This is a genomic window from Leyella lascolaii, assembly GCF_900079775.1.
GTDB classification, from domain to species: Bacteria; Bacteroidota; Bacteroidia; order Bacteroidales; family Bacteroidaceae; genus Prevotella; species Prevotella lascolaii.
In genome coordinates this window covers 332,010-345,009 of record NZ_LT556049.1, presented here as the reverse complement: position 1 = coordinate 345,009, position 13,000 = coordinate 332,010, and the positions used below count along the sequence as shown (strand labels likewise).

Here is a 13,000-nt window from a genome sequence, read left to right as displayed (position 1 = left end):
TATAAGATTGTATTAAATAGATTTACAATAATCATAACGCACGGAGGCGTTATGATATTGTGTCTACAGGCTTATTTTGTGCAACTTCACATTTCTGAAAGCCGCCGTTCCGCCTTCGGTATAGAACCGCAGCGAGTCGTATGGGCTTGTGGGGAACACGAGATTGGTCATGGCAATGCGTCCACCGTCGACGAACAGTTCCACCGAACACTTGTCTACGAATATGTCCACATGATAGGTCTTGCCTTCGCAAAGCTCCAGCGGAGCCCATGTGCCGAGCGCGAAGTCGTTCTTGTAGTTCACGGCGTTCTCAATGCGCATAGGCTTTCTGTTCTCTTCCGCACGCTGCGCGTCGGCTTTCTTCTCTATGTCGTGAGGCTCAGCCTTCAGTCCGAAGTCGGTCAGTCCGCTCTGCGTACGGTCTGTCACGATGCGCCTGTTCCTCATGTCAAGATATATGACGGTCTTTTCTCCCTTTCCGTTGTAAATCTCCAGTCCTGCAACGCCTGCCTCTCCCGGGGTTATGTCAGCCTCTATCTCGAACGCCCCGTCACATCCGTCAGCCACCGCCGCCTTGTCTTCAGAGCCGTCTACCCTCATGTCGGGCACATTCCTTGTGTCTTTCCTCAACGCCCTTATCTCCGGCGCCACGTCGGCAGCCACATAGTAGCGTCCGTCCTTGGTGTAGAGCGACAGCTCCCGAGGCAGGGCGTTGGCGCCCCTGTACTGCTTTATCGGGGTGACGTTGGCATACTGCCAGTTGCTCATCCATGGCAGTGCGATTACCCTGTCGCCTGTGTTTGAGAAGCACACTGTGGCATAATGGTCCTTGCCGTAGTCGAGCCACTTGGGCGTGTGCGGGTCGTCGAGACATCTGAACTCCTTGCCGTCGAAGTCTCCCACGAAGTATTCTGTCGCGCTGCCACCGAAAAGACAGCCCGGATTGACGTTCATGAGCATGACATACTTCATGTCGTTCATGTCGCCGTTGACAGGCAGCCGCACGAAGTCAGGGCACTCATACTGTGACGGCTGCATGCCGTATCCGCGTCCGAATGCGCTGACATACGTCCACTTCTTCAGGTTGTCAGACTTGTAGAAGCGCATTTCCTTGTCTGCCGAGACAATCATATACCATGCTCCGGCAGGCTCATACCAGAACACTTTGGGGTCGCGGAAGTCCTTCAGTCCGTCGAACGGGCGCAGCACGGGGTTTCCCTCATACTTCGTGAACGTGCGTCCGTTGTCGGTGCTGTATGCCATGCACTGTATCTGTCCGTTCCTGTCGCTCGCCGAAGTGTAGAGCGCGATGATGGCACCCTTGCCATATCCGGCTGTGTTTTCCTTGTCCACCACAGAGCTTCCCGAGAAGATGTGCCCCATGGTGTCGCGCGCTATGGCAGGCTCCATCTCCCTCCAGTGTGCGAGGTCGGTGCTCACGGCGTGTCCCCAGTGCATGTTTCCCCACTTCGAGCCGTAAGGGTTGTACTGGAAATAGAGATGATACTCGCCGTCCTTGTATACCATACCGTTGGCGTCGTTCATCCATCCGTATGACGGAGTGTGATGGTAAAGCGGGCGGTAGTAGTCGGTGTTCGCCACGCTCCATGTGTCAGACGTCCTCAGCGATCTGAGCGCGAGAGCGTCATGACTGATGTTCAGAATCCTGACAACGGCTTTGCTGCCGCCGCCCAATGCGAATGGCACGCAGTAGTCTGTCCTGTCCTGTGCGAGGCGCACGTCCATCCAAGTGTCAGCCGGAGAGCCTGTGTCGAGCAACACCCGTGCCTCTCCCTTGTCTTCCTCCACTGGGAGGATGAGATATTTCTTCGGATTGTCTATCACGACAACCGTCGTGTCGCCGCTGCGGCTCACTTTGATGTCCTGCGCAACGGCAGCCTGTGCGGCGAGAGAAACAGCCGCAAGGGCAATGGTCTTGATAAAAACGATTTTTTTCATAGATTTGTTCGGATTGTCAGTTATTATATTTTGAACGGTTGTAAAGAAAGGTTGTCCTGCCGCACCGTCAGCCGTCATGCGTGCGGGACAGCCCTTGTGGTCAGAATCTGAGCGATGCGGAGAACTCCACTGTGAACGGACGCAGGTAGCTTCCGGTCATGAGGTGACCGTCATACTGTTTCGCCTCGTCCTTTGTTATAAGCTCCGCTCCGGCTATGCTTCCCTTCGCTCCGGTCTGGTTGAGGAAGTTCACCACGGTGCATCCGAGCGACAGCTTCCTGTTCACCTGCCAGTTCACTCCTCCGAAGGTCTCCCAGTGTCCGTTGAAGTAGTAAGCCTCATTGATGTTGGCGTAGGTCTTGCTGAAGTAGCGGAAGCTTGTCCATATCTTCAGGTCGTCGGTTATCATGTAGCTCGGGTCGAACTCTATGAGCACCTGCGGTATCTCAGCCACGATGTTTCCTGTGGCGTTGATTTTCCCCTCATATCCGTCTGAGAAGGTGACTGACGTCTCATATTTCTTGTATGTCGGCTTCTGGTAAGTGAAAAGGAAGTGTATGTCGAGTCCCTTCACAGGATGCGCCATCACGTCAGTTGTCCATCCGATGGTCTGTATGTCGTATGTGAGCGGCGCAGCCATTATCTCCCCGCCGTGCTGGAGGTTGAGCGTGGAGTTGTTGTTTGTCTTTGAGATGTATGAGAAAAGCGAGGTGAGGCTCAGCCAAGAGTTGTTGTAGTATATTCCGGCACGTCCGAGCGGCACTGAGATTCTGTCGGTGTTGGGCAGTGTGGCGGGCGAGAAGTTCTCGAAACGCGGATGCTGCACGATGTATGTGAAGTCGCCTGTCAGTCCGAAGTTTCCTGTGAGCCGGTATGTGAGGGCGGCAGTAAGGTCGTAGTTCAGCCAGTCGTAGCTCAGCGGAGTGGGTGTGATTTTTGTCCCGTCAGGTGCTGTCGCGCCTAAGTGATAGTCGGCGAAGCGTCCCACATACTGTCCCTCGGCGTTTCTCACAGCCGCGTTCTCTCCTTTGAGCGACTGCCATTCGAGGCGCGCGCCGTAGTAAACATTGAACTTCGGAGTGATGTCCCAGTCGTGTGTGAGATAAAGCGCGAGCTTGTTCTCGTGTCCCTTGTAATATTCGGATGCGTTCTTGTTGAAGTCGTAGAAATAGTCGCTGCGTCTGGCGGCGTCGTATACCCTCACCGGATAACCGCCGTCGGCAGGCACGCTCTGGTCGTACATCGTGGTGTTGGACGTATAGTCCACGTTGTAATACCACTCGTTCACACCTATGCGAAGGGTTGATGTGGCGAACTTCTTCGAAAGCTCCGAGGTGAGGAGCAGCTCGTCTATGTCGCCCGAGTTGAGGCACGACATGCGCGTCTGCACATATTCTCCGGTATAGGGAGTGAGCTGTCCGCCGATGCCCCGGGTCACATAGTTGTAGCTGTTGCCGTCCTTCACGTTGATGAGCGACATTGGAGTCTGGTAGACCAGCGCTCCGTGCGCGTTGTCATAGCGTCCTGCCACTTTCCACGTGAGTCCGTTGTCCCATTTGTAAGTGTTCATCAGCGACACCTCGCTCGATCGGTTGGCTATGGCGTCATAGAGTGTGGTCTGCTTCAGTTCGCCCGTGCGCATGTCACGATAGGTCATAGTGTTGTCCTTGGGAAGATACGAGGTTGTGCCGAGCCTGAATCCCCCATATTCCTTCACGCTGCCGTCTCCGGCATAGATGAACGGAGCCGACTGTGTGGCGTAAGTGTATACGGGGTGGCTGTTGGAATAGCGGTACATTGCCGTGAACTCACCCCTGCCCTCGCTGTAGCGTCTGGTGAGAGCCGCCTTGTATATCTGCGTGCGGTCCTGAAAGGGCGTAGACCTTATCTTGAACGTTCCCGGGTCGAAGTCCTGATAAAGGCTTGTGCTGTAATACCATCCCTTTCCGATGGATCCGTTGAGGTTGAGCGAGAACTCCTGCAAGCCGAAGTGGTTCGACTTGTAGTCGAGTCTGCCGTTGAATCCTTCCTGTCCCAGCTGCGTGAACGAGTTGACGGCATATCCTATGTTTCCGGTAGTGATTGCCGTCTCCGAGATTTTGAGCAGTCCCACATGGCTCAGGCTCGCGTCCGAGCGCCAGTTGGAGTTGATAGAGTGAGGATTGGTGGCGTAGGTGACGGGCAGTCCGTTCTCCAGCACATTCACGTCGGCAGAGGGCAGTCCTATCTGTATCTCCCTCGGTCCGTTTGCGCTTGAGGCGTTGAGCATCACGTTGCGGTTGCCTTCCTCCTTTCCGGAGCCTTCATCGCCTGTAGCTGTCTGTTGCGCGTGTACATAAGAGCATGCGAGCAATGACATGAACGCCACTGTGCGGAATCTTGCTTTTGTGTGATTGAGTGTTCTCATAACGGTAAAATAAAAAAGAGTTGTTGTCGTTTTAGTTATTCAATTTTTTTCTGCCGCAAATGTATGAATTAAGCGTAAACTGCTGTTACATATATGTTTCAGAGTATATAAAAAATCGTTCATGTAACATTTTTGACAGGTTTTGAACGATTTTTTCAAACCACCGTATCATGCGGACAGGCATCCGGCGCACGGCAAGGCTCATGGCAGGGAACGCCATGCAGCTTTCTGTGACGGAGCCCGTCGCAGTCTTGTCGCGCATTCTCAACCACATTGCAAAGCCGTTGAAACCGCGCGGTAACATCGTATGTGTAGTTTTGCACGACCAAACAAAGCTATATTATGAACAGATTTTTACTTTCAGGATCGCTGGCGATGCTGCTTGCAGGACATGTATTGGGCCTTCAGGCGGACAACACCGGCACAATCAAAGGCGACGCCGACATGAGGACAGGCGACGTGAAGACCTACAGCGTGGACGAAAACGCTGACGTGACAGACTACCGCTGGCTGCCTGCCACGGGCTGCGACATCGTGGATGGACAGGGCACTCCCACGGCAAGGATAAGAGCCACGTTCATCGCGCAGGACAGTCCGATGATGGTGGAGCGCACCTTCAACGACGGCACGAAGGACACGCTGTCGCTCGACATCACCTTCCACCGCTATGTGAAGGGCTTCACAGACCATTCCATCAAACCGGGCGAGAGCATAGAGATAGGCGGAAAGACATACACCGAGGCTGACATCTACTATGAGCCCGTGACCGGTGACGACGGCTATGAGCAGGTGATGGCACACCGCGTGACGGTGGATCTCGAGGGCGCGCCATACCGCAAGATGACCGAGCCTTACCTCCAGACAGCCACCGACCACTCCATATGGATAAGCTGGAAGACCGACTTCGACAACACTCCGGAGGTGATGTTCGGCAAGTCTGAGGACAATCTCGACGCAACCGTGGGGGGAACAGCCGGCAAACTGTCGGACACTTACTTCTGGAACTCGGTGAAGCTCACCTCGCTCGAGCCAAACACCATATATTATTATAAGGTGAGGAGCGGCTCGGAGGAAAGCCCCGTCTACCGATTCCGCACCATGCCGGAGAAAGGCGGAAAGACTCCCATGCGCATACTACTCATGGGCGACCACCAGCTCAAGAAGCGCAGCGGATATGAATGGCTCATGCAGGCTGCCAAAAGAAAGATAAACGAGAAATACGGCAACCTCGAGGAGAACATCAACATGATAATGAACGTGGGCGACCAGGTGGACAACGGAACGCTCGACCAGTATGAGCTCGTGAACTACTGGAAGAACAGGCAGATGTCGCCCTACCTCCCAATCATGACGGCTGTGGGCAACCACGACACTTACAGCGACCCGGGCATGGAGCGGTATGCCGCGCACAACCACTTCGAGGAGCTGGAGTATCAGGGCATAAAGAGCGGCACGGAGAACTATTACGCCTATCAGGCAGGACGCATACTCTTCGTGGTGCTGAGCACCGAGCACACTGGCGAGGAGCAGAAGAGCTGGGTGAGGAAGGTGGTTGACGCCGCAAAGAACGACGACAGCGTGGACTTCATCATCAGCGTGAACCACCGTCCGATACAGGCGGAGCAGTATATAGGCGACATATCGGCGTGGGCAAGAAACGAGATAATGCCAATACTCTCGGAGACTCCCAAGCATGTGCTCAACTACGGAGGACACCACCACCTCTATCACCGCGGACAGATAGCCGACTATCCGCTCTATCACATCATAAACGGAGCGGCGTCATACGACCAGCTGTGGGGAATGTCGTCGGAGCAGGACTATGACGACGTGCAGAAAACCATTGACTACTGGGGCTACCAGATACTGGAGTTCGACTTCGAGAAGAAGGAGATGAGGGCTGAGTGCTACGCCATAGGCAACAAGGGACTCGTGGTGGACAACATCCTCATAGACTCCTTCCACCGCTCATTCGGCAAGGCGGCGCCCGAGAAGCCCGAGCTCGGAGAGGTGGACAGCGAGGTGGAGCTGCCCTACACGTTCCACGCCAGCCCATACAAGACACAGACCGGTGAGAAGCTCAACACCGTGCAGTATCAGTTCTCTACCAACGTGAACTTCTCAGCAATATCGCTCAACGTGGTGAGAGACGTGGAGAACCTCTACGGCTCTACCGGAGCCCCGCTCTATCTGCCCATAGACCTCAACCACAATCAGGACATAACCGAATATACACTGCCCTCGCGCGGACTGGGCAACGGCACATACTACGTGCGGGTGAGATACCGCGACGAGAATCTGGAGTGGTCGGAATGGTCGGAGCCGAAGGGGTTCGAGGTGACGGGAAGCGTCATAAGCGAGCCGATGATCACCATAGAAAAGAAAGTGTATGAGCCGGGAAGCGAGATAGAGATATCCTATGCCAACGCGCCGGTGGGCAAGAACGCATGGATAGGAATATACCGCAATGGCGAGACTCCCGGAGGAGAGGGAGCAGGCACGACGACATCATACAAATGGAACTACACGTCGCAGGCTGCCGGATCGTTGAAGTTCACCATCGACGAGGTGAACGAATACTACGCCGTGCTGTTCGCCGACGAGGGCTACACAGAGATAACGGAGCGGCTGCCGTTCTACTTCGGACCGGTACCTGAGCTGTCGCTGGAGAAGGACAAGTATGAGGTGGGCGAGGACATAAGCATCACGTTCGCCAACGCGCCTGGACTGAAGGACGACTGGATAGGCATTTACCGCATGGGCGAAGTGCCGGGAACGTCAGACCTCTCAGACTCATGGGACTACACCGGAGAGGCTAAAGAGGGTGTGATGACGCTCACGGAAGACCTGCCGAAAGGCTATTACTTCGTGAACTACTTTACGCGCGGAAAGTACTTCGAACCGTCGGAGAGGCTCATGTTCGCCATCGGAGACAACATCTCTTCGGTGAGTCTTGACAAGACGGAGTATCTCTGCGACGAGGACATCACCATACACTACCACGAGGCTCCGGGCACACCGAAAGACTGGATAGGCGTGTATGAGGAAGGAAAAGTGCCGGGCGTGGACGACCTCGACGGATTCTTCTACACCTACGGAAGCATCGACGGGAAAATAGAGATAAAGGCGGGCGACCTCAAGCCGGGCAAATATTTCTGCTCGCTCTACATCAACGACTCGTGGGACGAGGTGTCGGAGAGGAAGCACTTCACCGTGAGCGAGCTGTCGACAGACATATCCTCCGTAAAGGAAGGGATGAAGGTGTATGCGGAGAACGGCGTGCTCTACATCTCGTCAGACAGGGAGTGCAAGGTGGACGTGTATCGTCCGGACGGCACGAGGAAGGCGCGTCTGAACGTGAAACGCGGACTGAACAGCTACGGCACTCTCGGAAAGGGCTTGTACATCGTAGGAGGCAGGAAGCTGGTGACGGACTGAACAGCCGCCTACGGACAGTGAGCGTCAGCCCCGCACGCCATGGTGCGCGCTTCAGGCAAAGGTATGCATATATATGCAAAAAGTCGGGCGGCATATGCATGGATGCGGGGGCATAACTCAAAATCAAGCCGCCTGTTGCGTACGGAATGTTTTTCAGAGGCAAATACACCGTTCTCGGAGACTTAGCGCAACCCGCTGCCGGTCAGCGGGTTGCGTTTTTCATGCCCGTCAGTCACGCCCTTCGGCTATGCAGAAGAGCCTTTATGGGTCACCGATACGGGCTTTTCGGCACGGTGGAAGACGCTTTGCCGTGAGCTGAAAGAGCGCGTTCCGTGGCGCGGAAGAGCCTTTTCCGCAGTGAGAAAGGAATATTCCAGCCGTCCGGCTTCGCCTTTGCCGTCACAGAAAAGGCTTTCCGGTGTGAGGAAGGACACGTCATGGCGCACGGCGTTTTCTGTTTTGCAAAAATGTTTTGTCAATATTTTTTACCGTCGGAAACGTATATTTATGCAACGGCGCGACGCTTTTCCGGAATATTTTCGCGTGCGTTTGTTATGTTTATTCGGAAATTATCCTTATTTTTGTCAGACTTATATGATAAGCGGAAAAATTTTAAATTAAAACCCCAAAAATTAAAGATTATGAAGAAAATCGCATTTCTGGCGGTACTCGCCGTCATTGCATCATGCGGAAACAAACCTGTAAAACAAGCCGAACGGAAAACACTGAAGGAGTCGTCGTTCTTAGGCGACTTCGTGACAGAGGAATATGCCCAGCGCGCCGAGGGCAACGACTGGACGGCGGTGAGCATAACGGAGACATCTGACTCTACCGCACACATAAGCATACGTTCAAGAGCCGACATAAAGAAACCTTCGTGCACCTTCGACGGTGACGGCATACTTACGCCTGACGGTGACTCTCTTGTTGTCGAGACAGAAGGAAACCACATATATTTCACCCTTCGCGATGACACTCTTGGCATTTCATCAGACGACGACACCATCCTTTATTATTACTGTTCGGGCGGAGGTACCTTGAAAGGAGATTATGTGAGGCTGCATGAGCCGCTTGACAACCGCCAGCTCAAAGAGGACGTAAAGAAAGCGGAATAGCTCTTTTTTACTCCGGACCGGTTATCGGACTTCAGCCGGACTTGCAGTGCGCAGTGTGGTTGAAGAGCCGGCAGCCTGTGGCAATATGGCTTTGGCGGTGTGACGGGCGGTCAGGGTGAGACAGGACATGCATGCAAGGCATTTATGTATATGCGACGGTATGTATGTGTGAGAGAAAAGCGGCTGTGGTGCCGCTTTTCTTTTTTATCCGCACCCGTGTGACGTAACGCATGCTGTGCGACGGGAATAATGCTTGCGGAGAGCGGCTCATGCTTGTGTTGTGTTTATGAAAGTGGGAAAATGGGAAGGGCGCGTATGGTTTCCCGAAAATTTTTTTTGCGTTGCCGCTATGACGTAATTTATTGGAAAACATATAGTTGCATGGGTTGTGTAACGTATATTCAAATGTAAACAAACGTTAACTACCCCTATAAGCTATTGCATCCGGCAGGGCGTTGTTATATTTTTGCATAAGACAAGCGGCGGCTCGGCAGTGTAAAGTCAGGCAAGACTCGGTCTTCCCTGCTTGCCGTTGCTCTCGCCTTGCAATATCTTTGCATAAGACATTGCTGCACTCGGGAAATAAAGAGCAAGCTCTCTTTCCTCTCGTTTGCATTGTCTTTGTGACGTCTGACAGGGGATGAAGAAAAACACGGTACCTTAGTAATCCCGCACCGGCAGAGGATATCTGCCGTATTGACAGCCAGCCGGAGGCATACTCATGGATGGTTGGGGAGAAAAACACAAACATACACACAAAAATGGAAAAAACAGTACAGACACTTTGGACAGGGCACAAAAGCCTTGTCTGGGACAGCTTTGGCTGGCTCGAACCGCAGTATCATCTCATGGCATGGGCACTGAGCTGCCTGATGCTGAGGGAGAGTTATGACGACGTGGAGCTTTACACCGACTCTGAGGGAGCGGCGGTGCTCATAGACCGTCTAAGGCTGCCTTACACGCAGGTGAGGGTGTGTTATGACCGTCTTGACATACCTGAACCGCACTGGGCTTACGCCAAGATGATGACATACTCGATGCAGGACACGCCTTTCATACATGTGGACGGCGACATATTCGTGCCAAGGAGGCTCGCCGCCGACATAGGTTCGTGTGGACTCATAGCGCAGAACGAGGAGGAGGGCACGGCTTATTATAAGAACATTATGGACGGTCTGGACACACGTGACATGGTGATGCCGAGCTGCCTGCACGAGGAGCTGGCACGGCAGTCAATCGGCTCTTACAACGCGGGAGTGCTGGGCGGCAGCGACACAGGTTTCATACAACGCTACTGTGACGAGGCGTTCCGCATAATAAGGGACAACGGGCTTGACCGCGCGGACAGCGGACGGCTGAACGGCAACTATAACCTTATGTTCGAGCAGGTGCTGTTCTATGCCATGGTGAAGGCGGAGAGGAGGAAGGTGACGACGCTGTTCGCAGGAAGGACGTGCGACAACGGATATACCTACGGTGAGTTCTGCGACTTCCTCAACATCAGCCGCCGTCCGCTGCTGCATCTTCTGGGCGGACACAAACGCAACGCCAAGGCGTGCGCGCTGCTCTCCAGGACACTGCTCGGCAGATATCCGGAATATTTCTGGAGAATAGCGGAGATGTTCGGCGGGAGGCATCCGAGGCTTTCGGGCATGCCGGTGGCTGAAACAGACAGGCTGTCTGCCGTGAGGTGTGTCGCCTCTTACGCTGACTGGCTGGAGGAGAGGAAACGGGAATGGGACACCGTTGAGCGCGACAGGCTCATACGGCAGGAGGAGCTGTCGGCACGTGTGGTGGAGTTCTTCAACATCGGTGAGGAGCGTAGGGAAGGATGTGTGCTTGCGGTGAATCCTTACATGCGGGTGTTCTCCATACCTGAGAAATGGCGCACGGAGGCACGGGCACTGCTCATATCCTCGCTCTGCGGGCACTGGACGTGTGGCATGCGCGACATAGCGTGCGTGCCGACGGTGACGGGAAAGGGGTACAGGGAGATAGTGCTCAATGACCTGTGCTTCAACATTCTGTCGCTGCTGCGACGGGAACAGTCATGGCGCGAGCTGCGCAAGGGCATCATGGCGTGTGTGGCGGACAGACTGAAGATGGACGCGACGTATGTGGACGGATGCGTGAGAGATGCGATGGAGAGACTGATGATGGAGGGAGCTGTGATGTGGAGGAAAAGGTAAAAATGTAAAAAGGTAAAAAAGTAAAAGGGGAAAAAGGAGAGGGTGAGAAGGGGAGAAGGTGGGAAGGTGAGAGGGTGAGAAAGTGAGATGGTGAGAAAGTGAGAAGGGATGCCGGGCGGTCCGGTGTTTATTAATAAATTAAAAATTAAATGATTATGAAAAAGAATGTGACAAATGAAGGTCTGAGACTTATTGGGAATGAGGCTCAGATGAGTATGAAACCAAGTGCGATGATGATGAGGGTAGCGAGTGTGTGCGGAAGTGGGAGTGGCTGCGGTTGTGGAAGCGGTTGTGGCAGCGGTAGCGGAAGTGGCTGTGGCAGCGTAAGTGGCTGTGGTTGTGGAAGCGGGAGTGGCTGCGGCTGTGGTTGTGGAAGCGGAAGTGGCTGTGGAAGCGTAAGCGGCTGCGGTTGTGGAAGCGGCTGCGGCTGCGGAAGCGGAACTGCCTCTGATGAAAAAAATCACATACACAAAGATCTAATTGAAAGTTATGATGGTTATAAAATAAAGTTTGATGTTGTTATTGCTTATTCATGGAATAAAGATACATATTCAGCAAACAATATTTTATTGTCTTGCAATACATCGATGCCTGGTGAAATATCTATACATGGGAAAAAGTATAGCATATCCTCTGGGGGAAAGTATAAAGAAATAAGTTCTTCAGGCAGTTCTATCAATACAACCATAGAATTTGATTTATCCCTCAATGTTGAAGGAGAAGAACCTCGATCTATTCGTGTAAGTGTATCTATATCGCATGATATAGGAACAGAAGACATGTTTGTTAGTGTTTCTATGAGTTAAAGTGATAAAATGGCTATTCGTTATTGAAAATATATTCTAATGGCGGATAGCCTTTAATAATGTCGTGTGATAAAAGATATAGATAAAATAGATTAAATAAGGTGAATATATATTTAATATACAATATGTATATGTATTTTTTGTATATTTGATAAATATTATTTAAATAACTATATTGTTAAATGGGAAACACAAACAAGATAAACAATATGACCAAGAAAAATTCAATGTTTTTAGCGGCATTTATTCTATCAGTTATGCCATTGTCTATACTGGCAGGAGAAGTGTCTGGAATTGAACGCGAAGGATTAGCCGTGTCGTACAATGACAGCTCAGACTCTTTGTCCGAAGATATGAAATCTGGAGTTTTTTCAACTAACCAGTATATATGGGACAAGAAGAATAAAGAGCGTATAGAAGTGTGGACATTAGCGRTTTTCCATAAGGACGGCAATAACTTCAATGATCTTAGAATAATAATAATAACAATACGTAAAGGTGTAGCAGGCTATCCGGAAAGGTCGGAAGCGCATGAATTTCATTTAGGAAAAGTAAAGGGACCTGTTTTTAATAAGAATCTTGAGATTGTGCTTGCAGACTCGCGTCGCCCGTTGTGGAACGTAAAGGAATATCCGAAGGGCGTGCTTGTATGCAGGCTTAAATTGTGTTTTAATGTAAACGACGGTCCTTCTAAAGAAAGAAGTATCTGTAAGTATAAGATAAAATACCGCAAGATGAAGGACAAATATAAGAACCGCATTCATGTGAACTGCCATAAAGGCTATGGCGTAGAATATGACAGTCGCGGCAATGTGATATATTTTGATTCAGAGGGAAAGCCGCATAAACGGGAATGACTCTCAATAATATATACTNCAGGCTTAAATTGTGTTTTAATGTAAACGACGGTCCTTCTAAAGAAAGAAGTATCTGTAAGTATAAGATAAAATACCGCAAGATGAAGGACAAATATAAGAACCGCATTCATGTGAACTGCCATAAAGGCTATGGCGTAGAATATGACAGTCGCGGCAATGTGATATATTTTGATTCAGAGGGAAAGCCGCATAAACGGGAATGACTCTC

The 13,000-nt window shown here is 51.9% G+C and carries 8 protein-coding genes; 5 read left to right on the top strand and 3 right to left on the bottom strand.

Annotated features, from left to right (window positions below):
- Nucleotides 1-63: 63 nt before the first annotated feature.
- Nucleotides 64-1,959 (bottom strand): glycoside hydrolase family 32 protein, encoded by a 1,896-nt coding sequence (locus BN4609_RS11690; RefSeq protein WP_068856826.1) that lies wholly within the window; start codon nt 1,957-1,959, stop codon nt 64-66.
- A 100-nt stretch (nt 1,960-2,059) separates the two neighbouring features.
- Nucleotides 2,060-4,318: a TonB-dependent receptor gene (locus BN4609_RS11685; protein ID WP_438360819.1), complete on the bottom strand. Its 2,259-nt coding sequence runs from the start codon at nt 4,316-4,318 to the stop codon at nt 2,060-2,062.
- 390 nt (nt 4,319-4,708) lie between these two features.
- Between BN4609_RS11685 and BN4609_RS11675 the strand changes: the two genes are divergently transcribed.
- Entirely contained in the window at nt 4,709-7,804 is a 3,096-nt protein-coding gene (locus tag BN4609_RS11675) for a fibronectin type III domain-containing protein (protein ID WP_084791577.1), read from the top strand.
- Between the two features lie 245 nt (nt 7,805-8,049).
- Here BN4609_RS11675 and BN4609_RS11670 read toward each other — a convergent pair whose 3' ends face one another.
- Nucleotides 8,050-8,283, bottom strand: coding sequence for a hypothetical protein (locus BN4609_RS11670; RefSeq protein WP_068856822.1), 234 nt, complete (start codon nt 8,281-8,283; stop codon nt 8,050-8,052).
- Nucleotides 8,284-8,445: 162 nt separating this feature from the next.
- On the opposite strand from BN4609_RS11670, the gene BN4609_RS11665 reads away from it, so the two are divergent.
- From BN4609_RS11665 to BN4609_RS11655, 4 genes are all read left to right on the top strand, one after another.
- Complete coding sequence (locus tag BN4609_RS11665; RefSeq protein WP_068856821.1) at nt 8,446-8,919, top strand: hypothetical protein; 474 nt, start codon at nt 8,446-8,448, stop codon at nt 8,917-8,919.
- Nucleotides 8,920-9,680: 761 nt separating this feature from the next.
- Complete coding sequence (locus BN4609_RS11660; protein WP_164071674.1) at nt 9,681-11,108, top strand: DUF6734 family protein; 1,428 nt, start codon at nt 9,681-9,683, stop codon at nt 11,106-11,108.
- Between the two features lie 155 nt (nt 11,109-11,263).
- The gene (locus BN4609_RS16775; protein ID WP_206196559.1) at nt 11,264-11,914 is read left to right on the top strand and encodes a hypothetical protein; all 651 of its coding nucleotides are present in this window, start codon (nt 11,264-11,266) and stop codon (nt 11,912-11,914) included.
- A gap of 353 nt (nt 11,915-12,267) precedes the next feature.
- Nucleotides 12,268-12,771, top strand: coding sequence for a hypothetical protein (locus BN4609_RS11655; protein WP_164071673.1), 504 nt, complete (start codon nt 12,268-12,270; stop codon nt 12,769-12,771).
- Nucleotides 12,772-13,000: the final 229 nt, after the last annotated feature.

Coding starts and splice junctions, on each gene's coding strand:
- BN4609_RS11690 (WP_068856826.1), bottom strand. CDS start 1,959: ATGAAAAAAATCGTTTTTATCAAGACCATTGCCCTTGCGGCTGTTTCT.
- BN4609_RS11685 (WP_438360819.1), bottom strand. CDS start 4,318: ATGTCATTGCTCGCATGCTCTTATGTACACGCGCAACAGACAGCTACA.
- BN4609_RS11675 (WP_084791577.1), top strand. CDS start 4,709: ATGAACAGATTTTTACTTTCAGGATCGCTGGCGATGCTGCTTGCAGGA.
- BN4609_RS11660 (WP_164071674.1), top strand. CDS start 9,681: ATGGAAAAAACAGTACAGACACTTTGGACAGGGCACAAAAGCCTTGTC.
- BN4609_RS11665 (WP_068856821.1), top strand. CDS start 8,446: ATGAAGAAAATCGCATTTCTGGCGGTACTCGCCGTCATTGCATCATGC.
- BN4609_RS16775 (WP_206196559.1), top strand. CDS start 11,264: ATGAAAAAGAATGTGACAAATGAAGGTCTGAGACTTATTGGGAATGAG.